The sequence below is a fragment of the Citrobacter telavivensis genome, from assembly GCA_009363175.1.
In the GTDB taxonomy this organism is placed as follows: domain Bacteria; phylum Pseudomonadota; class Gammaproteobacteria; order Enterobacterales; family Enterobacteriaceae; genus Citrobacter_A; species Citrobacter_A telavivensis.
Window position 1 is genome coordinate 3,780,067 of the sequence record CP045205.1, and the last position, 17,001, is coordinate 3,797,067.

At 48.7% G+C, this 17,001-nt stretch carries 18 protein-coding genes and 2 pseudogenes; 13 read left to right on the top strand and 7 right to left on the bottom strand.

Going from position 1 to position 17,001, the window contains the following annotated elements; translation table 11 throughout:
• Positions 1–38 precede the first annotated feature (38 nt).
• The 5 genes from GBC03_20520 to GBC03_20540 are packed head-to-tail and all read left to right on the top strand — an operon-like array spanning position 39 to position 5,018.
• Positions 39–911 (top strand): ABC transporter permease subunit, encoded by an 873-nt coding sequence (locus GBC03_20520; protein QFS74088.1) that lies wholly within the window; start codon positions 39–41, stop codon positions 909–911.
• Positions 901–1,788, top strand: coding sequence for an ABC transporter permease subunit (locus tag GBC03_20525; GenBank protein ID QFS72416.1), 888 nt, complete (start codon positions 901–903; stop codon positions 1,786–1,788). Before GBC03_20520 ends, GBC03_20525 begins: the two co-directional genes overlap by 11 nt.
• A gap of 11 nt (positions 1,789–1,799) precedes the next feature.
• The gene (locus GBC03_20530; protein QFS72417.1) at positions 1,800–2,636 is read left to right on the top strand and encodes a phosphodiesterase; all 837 of its coding nucleotides are present in this window, start codon (positions 1,800–1,802) and stop codon (positions 2,634–2,636) included.
• Positions 2,630–3,703 carry an ATP-binding cassette domain-containing protein gene (locus GBC03_20535; protein ID QFS72418.1) on the top strand — a complete coding sequence of 358 codons (1,074 nt, stop codon included), beginning with the start codon at positions 2,630–2,632 and terminating at the stop codon, positions 3,701–3,703. Before GBC03_20530 ends, GBC03_20535 begins: the two co-directional genes overlap by 7 nt.
• Positions 3,696–5,018: an extracellular solute-binding protein gene (locus tag GBC03_20540; protein QFS72419.1), complete on the top strand. Its 1,323-nt coding sequence runs from the start codon at positions 3,696–3,698 to the stop codon at positions 5,016–5,018. The genes GBC03_20535 and GBC03_20540 overlap by 8 nt, the downstream gene beginning before the upstream one ends.
• Positions 5,019–5,059: 41 nt before the next feature.
• On the opposite strand, the pseudogene GBC03_20545 reads toward GBC03_20540, so the two are convergent.
• Both GBC03_20545 and GBC03_20550 read right to left on the bottom strand, forming a co-directional pair.
• Positions 5,060–5,149, bottom strand: a pseudogene (locus GBC03_20545) (integrase).
• Complete coding sequence (locus GBC03_20550; GenBank protein QFS74089.1) at positions 5,146–5,478, bottom strand: transcriptional regulator; 333 nt, start codon at positions 5,476–5,478, stop codon at positions 5,146–5,148. The pseudogene GBC03_20545 and the gene GBC03_20550 overlap by 4 nt, the downstream one beginning before the upstream one ends.
• Before the next feature lie 170 nt (positions 5,479–5,648).
• Here GBC03_20550 and GBC03_20555 point away from each other — a divergent pair, with 170 nt between their 5' ends.
• Positions 5,649–6,392 (top strand): SDR family oxidoreductase, encoded by a 744-nt coding sequence (locus tag GBC03_20555; GenBank protein QFS72420.1) that lies wholly within the window; start codon positions 5,649–5,651, stop codon positions 6,390–6,392.
• Between the two features lie 70 nt (positions 6,393–6,462).
• Here GBC03_20555 and GBC03_20560 read toward each other — a convergent pair whose 3' ends face one another.
• Positions 6,463–6,807, bottom strand: a complete 345-nt coding sequence (locus GBC03_20560; GenBank protein ID QFS72421.1) for a DUF1294 domain-containing protein — start codon at positions 6,805–6,807, stop codon at positions 6,463–6,465.
• Between the two features lie 232 nt (positions 6,808–7,039).
• Between GBC03_20560 and GBC03_20565 the strand changes: the two genes are divergently transcribed.
• Complete coding sequence (locus GBC03_20565) at positions 7,040–7,729, top strand: WYL domain-containing protein (protein QFS72422.1); 690 nt, start codon at positions 7,040–7,042, stop codon at positions 7,727–7,729.
• A gap of 70 nt (positions 7,730–7,799) precedes the next feature.
• Positions 7,800–8,546 carry an SDR family oxidoreductase gene (locus GBC03_20570; protein QFS72423.1) on the top strand — a complete coding sequence of 249 codons (747 nt, stop codon included), beginning with the start codon at positions 7,800–7,802 and terminating at the stop codon, positions 8,544–8,546.
• A gap of 273 nt (positions 8,547–8,819) precedes the next feature.
• On the opposite strand, the gene GBC03_20575 is transcribed toward GBC03_20570, so the two are convergent.
• Positions 8,820–9,269: a tolA family protein gene (locus tag GBC03_20575; protein ID QFS72424.1), complete on the bottom strand. Its 450-nt coding sequence runs from the start codon at positions 9,267–9,269 to the stop codon at positions 8,820–8,822.
• A 381-nt stretch (positions 9,270–9,650) separates the two neighbouring features.
• Here GBC03_20575 and GBC03_20580 point away from each other — a divergent pair, with 381 nt between their 5' ends.
• Complete coding sequence (locus GBC03_20580; GenBank protein QFS72425.1) at positions 9,651–11,012, top strand: hypothetical protein; 1,362 nt, start codon at positions 9,651–9,653, stop codon at positions 11,010–11,012.
• Positions 11,013–11,331: 319 nt separating this feature from the next.
• Here the strand turns inward: GBC03_20580 and GBC03_20585 are convergent, their stop codons facing one another.
• Together GBC03_20585 and GBC03_20590 are read right to left on the bottom strand one after the other, a co-directional pair.
• Positions 11,332–12,048 carry a YebC/PmpR family DNA-binding transcriptional regulator gene (locus GBC03_20585; GenBank protein QFS72426.1) on the bottom strand — a complete coding sequence of 239 codons (717 nt, stop codon included), beginning with the start codon at positions 12,046–12,048 and terminating at the stop codon, positions 11,332–11,334.
• A 344-nt stretch (positions 12,049–12,392) separates the two neighbouring features.
• Positions 12,393–12,719: a transcriptional regulator gene (locus GBC03_20590; protein ID QFS72427.1), complete on the bottom strand. Its 327-nt coding sequence runs from the start codon at positions 12,717–12,719 to the stop codon at positions 12,393–12,395.
• A gap of 90 nt (positions 12,720–12,809) precedes the next feature.
• Here GBC03_20590 and GBC03_20595 point away from each other — a divergent pair, with 90 nt between their 5' ends.
• From GBC03_20595 to GBC03_20605, 3 genes are all read left to right on the top strand, one after another.
• Entirely contained in the window at positions 12,810–13,136 is a 327-nt protein-coding gene (locus GBC03_20595) for a nuclear transport factor 2 family protein (protein ID QFS72428.1), read from the top strand.
• On the top strand, positions 13,136–13,915 hold the full coding sequence (locus GBC03_20600) for an SDR family oxidoreductase (GenBank protein ID QFS72429.1): 780 nt from the start codon (positions 13,136–13,138) through the stop codon (positions 13,913–13,915). The genes GBC03_20595 and GBC03_20600 overlap by 1 nt, the downstream gene beginning before the upstream one ends.
• Positions 13,916–14,294: 379 nt before the next feature.
• On the top strand, positions 14,295–15,254 hold the full coding sequence (locus tag GBC03_20605; GenBank protein QFS72430.1) for a hypothetical protein: 960 nt from the start codon (positions 14,295–14,297) through the stop codon (positions 15,252–15,254).
• Positions 15,255–15,593: 339 nt separating this feature from the next.
• Here GBC03_20605 and GBC03_20610 read toward each other — a convergent pair.
• A pseudogene (locus GBC03_20610) lies at positions 15,594–15,764 on the bottom strand (dihydrofolate reductase).
• Positions 15,765–15,826: 62 nt separating this feature from the next.
• Here GBC03_20610 and GBC03_20615 point away from each other — a divergent pair.
• A protein-coding gene (locus GBC03_20615) for an IS3-like element IS3 family transposase (protein ID QFS72431.1) occupies positions 15,827–16,989 on the top strand; the annotation gives its coding sequence in 2 pieces (ribosomal slippage) (positions 15,827–16,088 and positions 16,088–16,989; 1,164 coding nt in all).
• Positions 16,990–17,001 lie beyond the last annotated feature (12 nt).

Genomic DNA, 17,001 nt, shown 5'->3' on the forward strand with positions numbered 1-17,001 from the left:
CTGGCTTCAGAAACATTTCGACGAGCCCGCAGATGATGATGAAAAAGAACTGGCTTCCCTGGCTTATCCTGTCGCCTTCACTGCTTTTTTTACTGCTGTTTACCTGGTTCCCGCTGATTCGTTCAGTGTATGACAGCCTGTTTGATACACGCATGGCAACCGACGAGGCCCCCTACGTCGGCGCAGGGAATTTCATCCGTCTGTTTGAAGACAGCGTCTTCTGGCAGTCGCTGGTGAACAACCTGATTTACATCGCCCTGACGGTTATCCCCGGAGTGGCACTGGCTTTGCTGCTGGCCGTTGCGTTATGGGAAAACCACCGCGTCAATCGCTGGCTACGCACCGCTTTTTTCTTCCCGATGATTATTCCCATGGTCAGCGCGGCGGCGATTTGGCTGTTCATCTTTATGCCGGGAATGGGAATGTTCGACTACTACCTGGCGAAGCTGTTCGGCCCCATGAATAACAACTGGCTGGGTCGCAGCAACAGCGCGCTGTATGCCCTGACGCTGATTGGTGTATGGAAATTCGCCGGCTATTACATGTTGTTCTTTCTGGCGGGGTTACAGAGCATTCCGCAGTCGGCACGCGAAGCCGCGATGATGGAAGGCGCCACCCCGACACAGATATTTTTTAAGGTGACGCTACCTCTGCTACGACCGACGCTGAGCTTCGTGATCACAACGGCGCTGATTTATGCCATTACGCAGATAGACCATGTCGCCGTCATGACCCGCGGCGGGCCGGATAACGCCACCAGCGTACTGCTTTATTACATCCAGAATCTCGCCTGGGATACCCACGATCTGGGCAAAGCCTCCGCCGCCACGTTTCTGACGCTGGCAGGACTGTTTGTCTTCTCCTTTTTTAACCTGAAGCTACTGGAGCGAGGAGCGCATCATGAGCGTTGAGATCTCCCCTGCCATTCCCAGAACGCAACGCGCCACGCGACCGCTGTGGCTACGCCTGCGTCAGTCCAGGAAAGTCACGCTGGGTGCGCTGATGACCTGCCTGGCGCTGCTGTGGGTGAGCCCTTTCCTGTGGATGCTGTCCTCGGCGTTTAGCGCCACGACCTTTGGGGAAGGAATGGCCTCCGTACTGCCGCGCTTCCCGTTAACGCTTGATAACTTTCGCGATGCCTGGGCCAGCGCAAACTGGTTCAGCCTGTACGCTAACACGCTGATCTTCGCGTTTGGCACCTTCGCCGTACAGCTACTGACCATCACCACCGCCGGATACGTTTTTGCCTGCCACGAATTTCGCGGCAAGCAAACGCTTTTTCTGCTGTTTCTTGTTCAGTTGATGATCATGCCCGTCGTGATGATGGTGCCGAACATGATGACGTTGAAAACCTTCGGTCTTCTTAACACGCTGACCGGCGTGATGATGCCCTATTTCACATCGGCATTCGGCGTGTTCCTGATGCGCCAGGCGTTCCTTGCCATTCCAAAAGAGCTGGAGGAAGCGGCGTTGATGGAAGGTTGCCGGTGGTGGCAGGTGCTTTACCGCGTCCTGCTGCCGATGTCATGGCCGTCAGTGCTGGCGTTCGCCACCGTCAGCATTACCTATCACTGGAACGAGTATTTATGGCCTCTCATGATGCTTAACGACCCTGACAAGCAGGTGCTGACCGTCGGCCTCGTCTCCTTTGCGATGGGCGCGGAATCGGGCGGACAGTGGGGAACCATTGGCGCAGGAACGCTAATGGTCTGTCTGCCGCTTATGGTGGCCTTTATCGCCTTTCAGAAACAGTTTCTGAGAAGCTTCGGTTTTTCAGGTATTAAATAAGGAGTGATTTCATGCTGTTAGCCCATATTAGCGACACCCATTTCCGCGGTCACGTCCAGAAGCTCTACGGTTTTATCGACGTTAACGCCGGAAATGCAGACGTGGTTTCCCAGTTGAATGCGCTGCGTGAACGTCCGCATGCCGTTATCGTCAGCGGAGATATCGTTAACTGTGGCCGCCCGGAGGAGTATCGCATTGCCCGCCAGATCCTCGGCGCGCTCCACTACCCGCTGCTGCTGATCCCGGGGAACCATGATGATAAGGCGCATTTTCTTGAATATCTGCACCCGCTGTGTCCACAACTGGGCACCGACCCGCAAAATATGCGTTATGCCGTCGATGATTTCGCGACTCGCCTGCTGTTTATTGACTCCAGCCTTGCGGGTCATTCGAAAGGCTGGTTAACCGAAGAGACGCTAGCATGGCTGGAAGCCCAACTATTCAGCGCCGGTGATAAGCCAACTGCCGTCTTTATGCACCACCCGCCGCTGCCGTTGGGAAATGCTCAGATGGATCCGATCGCCTGTGAAAATGGTCATCGTCTGCTGGCACTGGTGGAACGCTTCCCTTCGCTTATCCGCATCTTCTGCGGTCATAACCATAATCTGACGATGACGCAGTATCGTCAGGCGACCATCACCACGCTTCCCGCGACGGTTCATCAGGTGCCCTACTGCCATGAAGATACACGTCCCTATTACGACATGTCACCGCCGTCCTGCCTGATGCATCGTCAGGTGGGAGAGCACTGGGTGAGCTACCAGCACTCGCTGGCGCACTACGCCGGGCCATGGCTGTATGACGAGAATACCAGTTGCCCAACGGATGAGTACTCATCACCATGTTAAGACTGAATAATGTCAGCAAAACGTTTGACGGCAAACCGGCGCTGAACTCGCTGTCTCTGGATATTGCCGAAGGGGAATTCGTGGTGCTGGTAGGCCCCTCCGGCTGCGGCAAAAGCACCCTGCTGCGTCTGCTTTCCGGACTGGAAAACGTCAGCGGAGGCGACATCTGGCTGCAGGAAGAGAACATCACCTTTCTCTCACCACGCGAACGCAACTTTGCGATGATTTTCCAGAACTATGCGCTGTTTCCGCATCTGTCGGTGCGTGACAACATTACCTTCGGGATGAAAATTCGCAAAGAGGATAAAGCCAGTTGGCAACCGCGGCTGGAACAGGTCTCCCGAATGCTGCAACTGGAGCCGCTACTCGATCGCAAACCGGCCAAACTCTCCGGCGGTCAGCGGCAGCGTGTGGCGATGGCGCGTGCAATTGTGCGCAATCCGCGACTTTTTCTCATGGACGAACCGCTCTCCAACCTTGACGCGCGCCTGCGTAGCGAGGTTCGCGATAGCATTATGGCGCTGCATCAACAGCTCAGGACCAGCACCATCTACGTTACGCACGATCAGACCGAAGCCATGTCGATGGCCGATCGTATCGTCGTGATGAACAATGGTTACGTGCAGCAGGTCGGTCGCCCTGAACATCTCTACGCCAGCCCGGCAAACCTGTTCGTCGCCGGTTTCATCGGCTCTCCCGCAATGAACCTCCTCCTTCTGCCTTGCCAGAACGGTCAGGTACAACTCGGTGATATCAGACATCCGCTGCCACCGCTGTCGCGTGACGAAACGCAGGTCTGGCTGGGGATACGCCCTGAACACATCACTGACAGACCGACTGACGGGCTGTACGCCCTGCCCGCCACGGTAATGCAACGAGAACTGATGGGGGCAGATTATCTGCTCCACGTCAGCACGCCTGTCGGCACACTGCGCTACAGCCGCCGCCATCGCGGCACCGTGCCCGAAAAAGGCGATACGCTTACCCTCGGTTTTTCACCGTCGGATCTTCATCTTTTTCATGCTGAGAAACAGCACAATTTACTCCAGGAGATTGACCATGTTTAAGCCCCTGAATACGAAATTGCAGGCGCTCGCCCTAAGCGGCGCGCTGGCCTTTAGCGGGTCTGCGTTGGCGAAAGAAAAAATCGATTTTATGTTTCCCGCCCCCGTCGATGGCAAACTGACCATGGAGATGACCCGGGTCATCAACGTATTCAATGAATCACAACAGGATGTCGAAGTACGGGGCATTTTTACCGGCAACTATGACACCACCAAGATCAAAGCCGAATCCGCGCAAAAGGCGGGACAACCGCCCGCGCTGGTCATCATGTCCGCCAACTTCACCACCGACCTGGCGTTAAAAGATGAAATCCTGCCGATGGACGAGCTGTTCAGGTTCGGTAATCAAAAAGCGGGGCCATTTTTGCTTAACGAGTTCTGGCCCGCCATGCATAAGAACGCTCAGGTGATGGGCGTGACTTACGCGATCCCGTTCCATAACTCCACGCCAATTCTGTATTATAACAAAGCGTTATTTGACCAGGCGGGTATCAAACAACCGCCGCAAACCTGGGCTGAACTGCAGGCTGACGCGAAAAAATTAACCGACGAAAGCAAGGGTCAGTGGGGGATCATGTTGCCATCGACCAATGACGATTACGGCGGCTGGATTTTCTCGGCGCTGGTTCGCGCCAATGGCGGTAAATATTTCAATGAAGACTATCCCGGCGAAGTGTATTACAACGCCCCCTCCACCATTGGCGCCCTGCGTTTCTGGCAGGATTTGATCTATCAGGACAAGGTGATGCCTTCTGGTGTCCTGAACTCAAAACAGATCAGCGCCGCCTTCTTTTCGGGGAAAGTTGGAATGGCAATGCTGAGCACCGGCGCACTGGGCTTTATGCGTGAAAATACCAAAGACTTTGAGCTTGGCGTCGCCATGCTGCCGGCAAAAGAGCAACGTGCGGTGCCGATTGGCGGTGCCAGCCTGGTGAGTTTTAAAGGCATTTCAGACGCGCAGAAAAAAGCGGCATATCAGTTTCTGAGCTGGCTGGTCAGCCCGCAGGTGAACGGAGAATGGAGTCGCTTTACCGGCTACTTCTCGCCGCGTAAAGCCGCGTATGACACACCAGAAATGAAAGCGTACATGCAGCAGGATCCCCGTGCGGCCATCGCCCTTGAGCAGCTGAAATATGCCCATCCCTGGTACTCCACCTATGAAACGGTCGCCGTACGTAAAGCGATGGAAAACCAGCTGGCGGCCGTTGTCAACGATCCAAAAGTGACGCCGGAAGAGGCAGTTAAAACGGCCCAACAGGAAGCCGATACGCTAATGAAGCCCTACGTTGATAAAAGCGCGCTGGCAGAAGTGAAATAGCTTATTACGCATCGTGTCATTGTGGACAGGCCGACATTACTTTGGCCGATGATACGGTTTTTGTTCCACGGTGACATGTTCATACTCAACTCTCCTGCCGTATGGGAGCGTTGAGTATGGCTATCCCTCAAGAACGAGTCGCTGACGTCCTTTGTCCGTTTTTATTCATTGCGCTCGCGTTGGCAGTCATCCACTCAGCAAGAGAATCAAGTGTCGGACGCAACGATTTACCCAGCTCGGTTATTTCATACTCCACTCTCGGTGGAACTTCAGCGAACACTTTTCTGTTAACCAACCCGCGAGCCTCAAACTGTCGCAACTGACGAGTCAGTTCTTTCTGAGTGATAGGTCTGACTGCTCGTTGTAGCTCACTGAAACGAACAGGTTCGCCTAATACAATCAAACGATAAAGGATTGGGATCGCCCACTTACCGGCTATCAGATTCACAAAACTGACCATCGGGCATCCTGTATTACTCTCAGCTAACGTCGAAATATTCTGTGTCATAGGGCTCCCGGTCTCACTTCATTGCATCCCATAAGGTTCCTTAGTATCCAAATGGTGCCTACTTTCCAAAGGATACTAAAGGATAAATAATTACTCCACGAATAATACGTGGGGGTAGGAAAATGGGCAGACTTGAAGGCAAGTACGCACTGATTACCGGTGGTACTAGCGGTATTGGTTTAGAGACGGCACGTCAGTTTCTGGCAGAAGGAGCAAAGGTTGCCATCACCGGTCGTAGTGAAAAAAAACTACTGGAGGCCAAAAAAGAGTTAAGTGATGTGGCTATTTTTCGCATTGAGGCAGGCGACATCCCTCAACAAACTCACTTAGCAACGGCGTTACAGGCGCGATGGCCGAAACTTGATATTTTATATATAAACGCAGGCGATGTTACACATAAGCCACTGGAATCCTGGGATGAGCAGGCTTACGATGCGCTGATGAATACCAATCTTAAGGGCCCATTCTTCCTGATCAAAGCCCTGCTTCCTATGCTTTCTAACCCGTCCTCCGTCATTGTTTGTGGCTCAGTCAGCGCGCGGATTGGTTTTCCACAAAGTAGTGCTTACGCTGCAAGTAAAGCCGCAATACTCTCTCTGGCACGAACACTTTCTGCAGAGCTTCACCCGCGCGGAGTCCGTGTAAATGGCTTAAGTCCCGGACCGACTGAAACACCGGCATTGAACAACGTTGGGGGCGGCGTGGACGAAGATAAGCTCCGGGAAGAAATTCGCGCTCTGGTACCCATCGGACGTTTAGGCACCCCCTATGAATTGGCTAAGGCCGCCGTTTTCCTTGCTTCTGATGAGTCTTCATTCGTCGTTGGTACTGAGCTACTGGTTGATGGTGGCGTGGGTAATCTATAGCTGAGTAGCCTGGCAGTGGTCTGGTAGAAAGGTTATCAGGCCACAATGCGCAGGGAGCAAAAGCAAACGCTCAGGAAGAAGCAAAGGGATAAAGCTGATACACCGCCACCATCACTGAGACACTCAATATCACGCTGACGATGAAATAGGTTTTGAATGGCTGCTTTTGTGTTTTATGCCGGAAGAGTTGTTGACCCACCATCGCGCCAGGCCACCCTCCCACAACACCAAACACCAACAGAGTGGATTCCGGCACTCTGCGCCAGGCCTTACGCGCCGCCATTTTATCCACGCCATAAATCACCAGCGTCAGTATGTTGGCGAGCAGGAACCAGATAGCAACGGGATGTGAGGTAAAGATGCTGCCGATAGCCGAGAAGATCAGGAGCAAATAACAAAAGCGATTGAGATTCATAGTTCGTGGCACAGTCGATTTTAGCGTGTATAGAGGCGGCATTATACGCAGTAAAGACACGGGGCCAAAACCCCGGAACAAGTCTCTGAGTAAGTATGGCTTTGGGCGGTTATGCGCGATATTAATCAACGGGGGGCAGATCAACTTAGGCAGGTACACTTGCTTTGTACTAAGATGCCTATTCAACAGGTGCTTTAAGATATCGTCTTAGTATCAAGATGGATTTATCAACATGACCAGAACAGAAAGGCTTCTCGAATTACTACAGATATTAAGGGCGCAAAGATATCCAATCACGGCATCCACTCTTGCAGAAAGATTAGAAATAAATGTACGCTCCCTTTACAGAGATATAAAAACGCTACAGCAACAGGGAGTGTGCATTGAAGGCGGCGCAGGAATTGGATACATCGTTAAGTCTGATTTTCATTTACCCCCCTTAAATCTTTCTCATGAAGAAATCAATGCTATTATACTTGGGCTAAATTGGGTATCTCATAATACGGATTATGATTTCAAAAATACCGCAAGAAATGCGCTTGCCAAAATACACGCCGTCATTCCCGGTGAATTAAAAAATCTTATTGAGAGCCAATCCTATCTGACCGGTCCTTCAGAAAACAATGAGATATTTTTTGAAGACATTCGTAATGCCATTAAAAATCGAAAGAGAGTCGAAATAAAGTATTGTGACAAGAAAGAGGTTTACTCTTCTCGAGTCATATGGCCCATCGCATTAGTATATATGGAGTCATGCTGGATTTTGGTTGCATGGTGTGAGATGAGAAATGATTTTCGTCATTTCAGAACTGACAAAATCGAAAAGATTGTGCAACTGGATTCCATGTATAGAGAAAACAGGACGGCTTTATTGAAAAAATGGAGAAAAAAAGAGGGGATCCGCGAGGGAAAAGAGTACTGACAAAAACTGTCACTGCTAATTTGTATACTACCCCAGATGTAAGACTCCATTCTACTTCATAGGGGGAATTATGACTTTTCAGAATAAAGTAGCGGTTATAACAGGAAGTACTACAGGTATAGGTGAGGCCGTCGCAGACCAATTACACAAACATGGCGCTAAGGTCGTCATTGTATCCCGCTCGTCAGCGCAGGCTAAACAAAAAGCGAAATGGTTATCTTCACAGGGACAACAAGCGATGGGGATCGGATGTGATGTGTCACAGCCTGAACAGGTACGGCAAATGATAGATGACGTTATCAAATATTTCGGCAGGCTTGATTATGCTGTAAACAATGCAGGCCTGACAGGTGAACATGGTAAAAATATCACAGAGCAGACAGTTGAAAACTGGGATAAAGTCATTGCCACCTCATTGAGCGGTATTTTTTACTGCCTAAAATATGAAATACCTCAGATGATGAAGTTTGGTGGTTCTATCGTTAATTTATCTGCAGTAAATGGCCTGGTTGGCATTCCTGGATTGGCGCCTTACACCGCGGCTAAGCATGGTATAATCGGTTTAACCCAAACCGCAGCGCTAGAGTTTGCCTGCCAGGGTATTCGAATCAATGCAGTCGCTCCGGGTTATGTCCAAACCCCACGGATGAATGAATTCCCTGAAAACATCGTACGCAGTTTCGCAAATAGCCACCCGATGAAAAGGATGGCAAAAATGCAAGAAATAGCAGACTTCATCTTGTTTTTGCTGTCAGACAGATCAGCGTTCTGTACCGGGGGCGTTTATCCAATTGATGGTGGGTATTTAGCTGAGTGACATTTACCTTAAATCATATTAAACCGAAATAATTGCCTCACCAGGGGGGTTGGTTCAATGGGAGCGATAAAATACCTATAGTTAGTGCTTCTGCTGTAGGGTCGGTAATAGCCACATTGCCAGAATCTATTAACTGGGGTATAGATCATCGGCTCTCCATTGGTTTATACATCATGCCATTAACAACCTCCGCTCCTGGCACTGAGCTGCCGTCGATAAGGTTTAAAGGGCAGCAGTGAGCGAGTAGCTGACACTGAAAGGGCTACTATGGTGCTAACCGCGCATATCGAAGCCGGATTTTTGAAAATCCCTATAGACTTCTGGATTGTTGAAGGCTGGAAATTTCGCTTTATGGGCTGCTGATTTTATCGCTTCGCAATAGGCTTTATTGCCGTTGCTGGTTGATATGTTCAAAGCCGTGCCATCCTGAGCAAATTCAATATGCAACCTGCATTTTTTCCCCTTCCAGTTTTGCGGCTCATCAAGTTTGGCATTTATTGCCGCCCTGATTGCCCGCGCTTTCGCACCCCATTCATCCTGATCATCCCAGCGTCCTGAACTGCAACTCCCCGTTGCCGTGGTCTTATGGCAGCCGGAAGGATGTAACGGCGCGCAACCCGCGGCCAGGCTAGCCACAATGGTCAGCATAACGATTTTCTTTACTGTTCCAGACGATCCCACTTCTTGCCCCTCAATCCATCTAAACCTCAGCAATGTTGGCATATTCTTCCGTCATTCCTGGCACCTTTTCAACCACTAATTATCGACATCAACTGGATGTTTCGAATGAGCCTTCTGAATATGTAGAGAGAGGAATAGGCTGCGATTTATTGCCTGATGATTGGCACAAGCCGTTTTTACGTCCGCTTCGGCTCACTGCCGCCCTCTTACCGGAAAATCGCCAACTCGCTCATCCGCGATACATAAACGCCTCACATTTAAGACATCATCAAGAATGGTAATGATAATTATTTGCATTGATATGGTATGTTGAATGCGCTTATAACAAGACATACTTCTCATGGCGGAAGATAAGACTCATCGCATGGGAAATAACCTGTGGCTGCGCTGAGATGCAGCATCAATACAATTTATGGAGATAAGATGAGAAGAATTTCAGTCCGTTCGGTGTTGTTGGCCTCCACTATTGCGATGGCAACCGCCACAACGGCATACGCCGATAGCCAGTGGGCAGCCGCCACCACTACCTTCCCTGGCAGTATCCGTGCAGGGTCACGGGACGTTCCTGTTAAGCCCGGAGATAAAACTGTCATAGCGATTAAGAGCCTGCAGGCGGGCACGACCGTCACCCTGCTGAATGGTGCGGAACTCCTGACACCGAAACCATTGACCGCCGACGAGAAGGGAAACCTCACTATTCCGCTAACAGTTCCGGTCGATGCTGCTACAGGCCTTCATCCACTCACTGTTATCACGCAAAATCCCGCGAGCGTTTCGCAGGTCATGTTGAAATTGTCCCAAATTGTTCCCCCGAAAAACACTGAGGCTTTCAGGCTGCAAAAAATTTCCGTCGGTGAGCGAGCTTACCAGTCGGCAATTTCAACCGACGGGAAGCTGTTCGTAACCTCTGCACGTGGCCCTAATGATGGTAGCCGCCTGATGAGACTGAACGCCGGAACGCTGACTGTCGAAGCGGAGGCTACGCTGCCTAAAGACAAAAAGGGTGAGCAGATTGGAGTCTTCGGCATCGGTGTTGATAATGTCCATAATCATATCTGGACAACGAACACGCTCGCCGAGACGGTGACCGTCTATGACGCAAAAACGCTTTCCGTCGTGAAAGTCTTCCCGGAGGGGTCGGTCGTACATCCACGCGATGTGATTATTGATGAAGCCCACAATCGGGCTTATGTCAGCGCAGCACTGACCGGTTTTATCGAGGTTTATGATACCAAAACGCTGGAACATATCGGTCAGATGGAGTTCGTGACGAACCGCGGCCGCGACCAGTTTTACAGTACAGACCTTGCCCTCGACAGTGCCGGTGGGAAACTCTACGGCGTCAGTCGCGATACGCCCTGGGTGGGCTGGATTGATCTCAAAACGGGCAAGAGTACGACGGTGAAAATACCTCAGGCGCAAGGTGCTACCGACATCGCTCGCGATCCAGAGACCGGCCGTCTTTACGTCGCTTCCCAGGAGACGAACAATGTCGTGGTTCTTGATGCGGACGGTAAGGTTCTCGCGGATACTTACATTGGGGCCGGGGGCGTATCTGTCGTCTGGGATCCCGTGACGTCACAGGTTTTCGCCGCCACGCGCGCAGGCGGAACCGTTGCTGTTCTGAACAAGGATGGCAAACTGGTCGCTAATATCCCGATGGATGATACGCCAAACCACCTGACCGCCGGGCCTGATGGTGCCGTTTATCTGGTGTCTATGTATGGGACTATCGGGGATAAAACGCAAACAGGCTCAGTGACGAAAATCACTCCCAAAAAATAACGGTTTAAAATCCGCTACGCAATTCGCGGGCAGGTCAGTCTGGCATTATTATTAACCCCCAACCGCCTTCGGGCTGGGGGTATTAACGTTGATTTTATATCGTCAACGCATTACGTTTTTCGCGCAGTCCCTTCTGTAATATATTCTTTTTCCGTTAATCACCAGAGTGTTAAGACCAGCAATTTCAATGAATATGATTTGTTTTAGAAGACAGTAATTTTATCTATTTTTTATAATCAACACATCGGGTTAGATATATTTTTATAACAACTTTATAAGTTAAAAAATCTGCCATAATGACAGATTTTTTGATTTCTAATTAGAGATTTGCAACGTTATGATATACTTTTTGAACATCATCGTCATCTTCAAGGGCATCAACAAGTCCTTCAAAGATTTCTAAATCTTCTGGCGAAAGTTCAACTTCTGATTGAGCAATCATCTCTAATTCTGTTGTTGAAAATTCGGTAATTCCAGCTGCTTTTAGCGCTGCAATGCCTTTGTGAAGGTCTGAGGATTCTGTATAAACAACAATGTTTCCTTCATCTTCGGTTACATCACGAACATTAACTTCTGCATCAAGCAAAATTTCAAAAATATGGTCAGGGTCTGTTCCTTTAAATACAATCACTCCAGTATTGTCAAACATATAGCTGACAGCACCTGCCGCTCCGATATTCCCGCCTTTTTTATTGAAAATTGAGCGAACATTAGCAATCGTACGGTTAACATTTGACGTCAACGTTTCAGCGATAATCATTGAACCATTGGGTCCAAAGCCTTCGTAACGTCCTTGTACGAACGTTTCATCGCCGCCACCTTTGGCTTTATCAATGGCTTTATCAATAACGTGTTTTGGGACTTGTGCTTGCTTCGCACGTTCAATAACGAATTTTAAAGATGAGTTTAATTCTGGGTCTGGTTCACCTTGTTTAGCAGCAGCATAGATTTCGACACCGAATTTTGCATATACTTTAGACGTCGCACCGTCTTTAGCCGTTTTTTTAGCAACAATATTGGCCCATTTACGTCCCACTGGAATGGTCTCCTCAAAAATTTATTTACATTACTGGCAGATTAATAACCTGCATTCTTTTCCGCCATATTATATCATGATATGTAAATTCTCGTCTATGAGAAATAAAAACATCCGCACCTCACAGAATGTTACTTTAATTTTATCAAAAGTTAACATTGTGGCTGATCTATTCCCGTATTTTCTTCTGGTTCGTTTGTTTTTATTCTCAATAATTGAACCGCAGCAAAAATACATAAGACAAGAGAGACAAAAGTGATAATCCAGACAGACACCGATTATTAACGTTGAGCGAAAGCAGACATCAGTGATTTTCACTCACTGCAAAAAGGCCCCGACGACAGCTAAACCTCGCGTTTTTCCGCCCATTTCAACATTGCATCAAGGGCCGGGCACAGCGCCTGCCCCCACTCGGTCAGGCGATATTCCACCTTCGGTGGCACTTGCGGGTACACCGTACGTGATACGATGCCGTCAGCTTCCAGTTGCCGCAGTTGCTGCGCCAGCATCTTCTGTGAAATACCGGGGATCAGTTTTTCAAAATCAGAATAGCGTTGTACCTTTCCATCGAACAGATGAAAAAGAATGATTAATTTCCAACGACCTTCCAACAGTCGCAGCACGTGCTCCACACCGCTTGCGGCAGATTCTGGAGTATATAACTTACTCATAATTCAGTGGCTCACTTTTTAGTGCGTACTTGTTAATTTCACAGTCTATGTTGAAAATGCCCGTACTGTAAATAACAGGAGTAAAGAGCCATGTCATTAGCCCTACCGCATGCTATTTCAGACTATTTCTCGATCAGTAACGGTGCAGATATTGCCAACGTTAAGCACTGTTTTACTGTTGATGCTGTCGTGACAGACGAAGGTAAAACTCACAAGGGACACGCAGCGATCGAGGCATGGCAACGTGCCGCACAGGCCGCGTTTGACTACAGCGTTGAGCCGGTTAAGTTTATCACTGAAGGTCACCGGGTGACGGTCACTTCAAACGTCGTCGGTAATTTTCCCGGCAGCCCGGTCACGCTTGAACATGTCTTCGGCCTGGTCGGCGACAAGATCAACACGCTGGAGATTATCTGATGTCGTTAGATCTTGATTTTCAGGATAAACGCATACTGGTTACTGCAGGTACCAAAGGCGTCGGCAAAGCGGTCGTTGAATTATTTAAGCAACTGGGTGCCAGGGTGTTAACCACCGCGCGTCATGTGCCCACAGAATGTTTCGCAGACGCCTTCGTAGCGGCGGACCTGACCACCGTCAACGGATGTGCCGTGGTAGTGGAAGCCGTTCACAAGCATCTGGGGGGTGTCGACGCCATCATCCATGTTGCTGGCGGTTCAACCTCGCCTGCCGGAGGCTTTGCCGCGCTGGGCGAAACAGAGTGGCAGCAGGAACTCAACCTGAATCTGTTACCCGCGGTGCGCTTAGATCGTGCGCTGTTGCCTGGGATGCTGGCGCAGGGTAGCGGGGTTATTATTCACGTGACATCTATCCAGCGTGAACTGCCGTTACCAGAATCAACCACCGGTTATGCGGCGGCAAAAGCTGCGCTGTCGGCGTACAGCAAAAGCCTGTCGAAAGAGGTATCCCCGAAAGGGATTCGTGTCGTGCGTGTTGCGCCCGGTTGGATCGAAACCGAAGCTTCAGTCGCGATGGCGCAGCGACTGGCGAAGCAGGCGGGAACGGATTACGAAGGCGGTAAGCAGATAATCATGAATGCTCTCGGTGGTATTCCTCTTGGTCGTCCGTCAAAGCCCATCGAGGTTGCGAAACTCATTTCCTTCCTTGCGTCATCTCATGCAGCCGCCATCACCGGCACCGAATATGTCATTGATGGTGGTACCATCCCAACGGTGTAATCATGCATCTTAATCAGCTCATATTATGAGCTGATTAAGATCAGCCAGAGGCAGAAAATAATTAATCATAATGTCCCTTTTAGCAAAAAGCTGGCACGCACTCTACGTTGAAGGTCCGCTGTGAGCGAGGTACGGACGTAAAACTGATTGAAAATTTTTGGAGAGAATGGTTTGATTAACCTAGGAAGAATTTACATCCGCCTGACGTTTCTCTACCAATAATGTTTTTTGTGTACAGCAACAAATACTCGAAAAATAGAAATCGACGAAGTGAATAAAATGGAGATATGATGGTTGTCCCAGAGTTTGTAAATGAAGATCGACAGTGGTTTTCTCCAAATAGCCAACCTACGTTTAACTAGAAAAAGAGTTATTCAATATGACTAATGAGAAAATTAATACAGAATCCTTCAAAAAACTTTTAGCTGAGTTTGATTCAAGTGATAATGCTAACTACAGATATTCGAATGAGAAATCCACCAAGCAGATTATCAAAGACATACGAGATGCTGTTTTATTTATTAAAAATGAAAGTGAAAATAAAAAATACAATGAACAATGGAACTCTTCCATTACGCTTAACACATTAGCCATTGTAGCAATATTGATATTTATATTTTCTACATCCAATAGCTCTGATTCTGAATTTATTGAAACACTAAAATTACCCGCATACATTATATCAATTATGTTATCAACAATATGGATCGGAATTAATATTGAAAGAACATTAATGTTCAAGGAGCTTTGGAAGTTCAAAACAACAAAAATCATACTATCCCTGTCATTCACAGGGTTAATTGTATATTGCACCGCTGAGGCATCCGCAATAATAAATGATGTATTTAATATTGATCCATCATTTTTTCCTTTTACAAGAAGTTTTCTTGTTGCTTATCTTTTCTTCAAAAAAATTTCTATTCTTGTTTACCTGCTGGCTATTGTAGGTGTTGTTTGCATAATAAATATCATTTCTTACTTTAAGTTAAAATGGGACGGAAATAGTGATTTTAGATTTCCCATTGGGGCACTCATTTATATAATCTTTACATGTATATTTAGTTACTTTGCTTTGGGGTGGGTTTATAGTAATTTCAATGATGATGTACTTAATAAAAAAGTATATTCATTAGCCCATCAACTGGATTTTAACCAAAAAAATCCGTGTTCAAATTTACAAGACTTTGAAGTAAGCGTGATTTTTCTTGGACCAAATCAGGAAAAAGTACTCGTTGACTTCAATAAAGAAGAAATGTTAACAGCCTCCAGTTTTCTTGAGGGGATATACTGGTACACATATGACAAAAACGAATTAAAGATCTTACAATGCTTACATTGATGAATGGTAAACAGCCCACATTGCTGTAAATATACCCTTTTTAGTTCTGTCCACTTTTTGAACTCCCGGCCAGATAATGTTGTAGTATGAGGCGAATGTCATGGTGTTGCTCAATAGTTGAGGAGCAAACTATTAACAGCGACGTCCGCTCCTGGCACTGTGCGGACCTTGCGGCACCTCAGGCAGTCAGCTCAGTGCCAGGAGCGGACGTTGCTGACCCTTAGATCTATTGTCAATTAGGGTGGAGCACATACCGCAAAACATCGATTGGCTACACATTCGCAGAAATGCAGCCGTTCGGAGGTTTTTTTCCTCTTACAGAATTATCAGAACCTTGCATTATTGATTTCGTTTCACCTCGTATCGCAGACACACTACGCCCGACGGGAAAACTTTACTATTCACCAGCATGAGTGAGGTTCTGTCTTTTATGTTTTTGAACAAGGGAATACCTTGCCCCAGCAGAATCGGATTGACGAATAGCCAATACTCATCAATAAGGTTTTCTGATCTTACCCAGCAATAGTGGACACGCGGCTAAGTGAGTAAACTCTCAGTCAGAGGTGACTCACATGACAAAAACAGTATCAACCAGTAAAAAACCCCGTAAACAGCATTCGCCTGAATTTCGCAGTGAAGCCCTGAAGCTTGCTGAACGCATCGGTGTTACTGCCGCAGCCCGTGAACTCAGCCTGTATGAATCACAGCTCTACAACTGGCGCAGTAAACAGCAAAATCAGCAGACGTCTTCTGAACGTGAACTGGAGATGTCTACCGAGATTGCACGTCTCAAACGCCAGCTGGCAGAACGGGATGAAGAGCTGGCTATCCTCCAAAAGGCCGCGACATACTTCGCGAAGCGCCTGAAATGAAGTATGTCTTTATTGAAAAACATCAGGCTGAGTTCAGCATCAAAGCAATGTGCCGCGTGCTCCGGGTGGCCCGCAGCGGCTGGTATACGTGGTGTCAGCGGCGGACAAGGATAAGCACGCGTCAGCAGTTCCGCCAACACTGCGACAGCGTTGTCCTCGCGGCTTTTACCCGGTCAAAACAGCGTTACGGTGCCCCACGCCTGACGGATGAACTGCGTGCTCAGGGTTACCCCTTTAACGTAAAAACCGTGGCGGCAAGCCTGCGCCGTCAGGGACTGAGGGCAAAGGCCTCCCGGAAGTTCAGCCCGGTCAGCTACCGCGCACACGGCCTGCCTGTGTCAGAAAATCTGTTGGAGCAGGATTTTTACGCCAGTGGCCCGAACCAGAAGTGGGCAGGAGACATCACGTACTTACGTACAGATGAAGGCTGGCTGTATCTGGCAGTGGTCATTGACCTGTGGTCACGTGCCGTTATTGGCTGGTCAATGTCGCCACGCATGACGGCGCAACTGGCCTGCGATGCCCTGCAGATGGCGCTGTGGCGGCGTAAGAGGCCCCGGAACGTTATCGTTCACACTGACCGTGGAGGCCAGTACTGTTCAGCAGATTATCAGGCGCAACTGAAGCGGCATAATCTGCGTGGAAGTATGAGCGCAAAAGGTTGCTGCTACGATAATGCCTGCGTGGAAAGCTTCTTTCATTCGCTGAAAGTGGAATGTATCCATGGAGAACACTTTATCAGCCGGGAAATAATGCGGGCAACGGTATTTAATTATATCGAATGTGATTACAATCGGTGGCGGCGGCACAGTTGGTGTGGCGGCCTCAGTCCGGAACAATTTGAAAACCAGAACCTCGCTTAGGCCTGTGTCCAT

Coding starts and splice junctions, on each gene's coding strand:
- GBC03_20520 (QFS74088.1), top strand. CDS start 39: ATGAAAAAGAACTGGCTTCCCTGGCTTATCCTGTCGCCTTCACTGCTT.
- GBC03_20525 (QFS72416.1), top strand. CDS start 901: ATGAGCGTTGAGATCTCCCCTGCCATTCCCAGAACGCAACGCGCCACG.
- GBC03_20530 (QFS72417.1), top strand. CDS start 1,800: ATGCTGTTAGCCCATATTAGCGACACCCATTTCCGCGGTCACGTCCAG.
- GBC03_20535 (QFS72418.1), top strand. CDS start 2,630: ATGTTAAGACTGAATAATGTCAGCAAAACGTTTGACGGCAAACCGGCG.
- GBC03_20540 (QFS72419.1), top strand. CDS start 3,696: ATGTTTAAGCCCCTGAATACGAAATTGCAGGCGCTCGCCCTAAGCGGC.
- GBC03_20550 (QFS74089.1), bottom strand. CDS start 5,478: ATGGTCAGTTTTGTGAATCTGATAGCCGGTAAGTGGGCGATCCCAATC.
- GBC03_20555 (QFS72420.1), top strand. CDS start 5,649: ATGGGCAGACTTGAAGGCAAGTACGCACTGATTACCGGTGGTACTAGC.
- GBC03_20560 (QFS72421.1), bottom strand. CDS start 6,807: ATGAATCTCAATCGCTTTTGTTATTTGCTCCTGATCTTCTCGGCTATC.
- GBC03_20565 (QFS72422.1), top strand. CDS start 7,040: ATGACCAGAACAGAAAGGCTTCTCGAATTACTACAGATATTAAGGGCG.
- GBC03_20570 (QFS72423.1), top strand. CDS start 7,800: ATGACTTTTCAGAATAAAGTAGCGGTTATAACAGGAAGTACTACAGGT.
- GBC03_20575 (QFS72424.1), bottom strand. CDS start 9,269: ATGCCAACATTGCTGAGGTTTAGATGGATTGAGGGGCAAGAAGTGGGA.
- GBC03_20580 (QFS72425.1), top strand. CDS start 9,651: ATGAGAAGAATTTCAGTCCGTTCGGTGTTGTTGGCCTCCACTATTGCG.
- GBC03_20590 (QFS72427.1), bottom strand. CDS start 12,719: ATGAGTAAGTTATATACTCCAGAATCTGCCGCAAGCGGTGTGGAGCAC.
- GBC03_20595 (QFS72428.1), top strand. CDS start 12,810: ATGTCATTAGCCCTACCGCATGCTATTTCAGACTATTTCTCGATCAGT.
- GBC03_20600 (QFS72429.1), top strand. CDS start 13,136: ATGTCGTTAGATCTTGATTTTCAGGATAAACGCATACTGGTTACTGCA.
- GBC03_20605 (QFS72430.1), top strand. CDS start 14,295: ATGACTAATGAGAAAATTAATACAGAATCCTTCAAAAAACTTTTAGCT.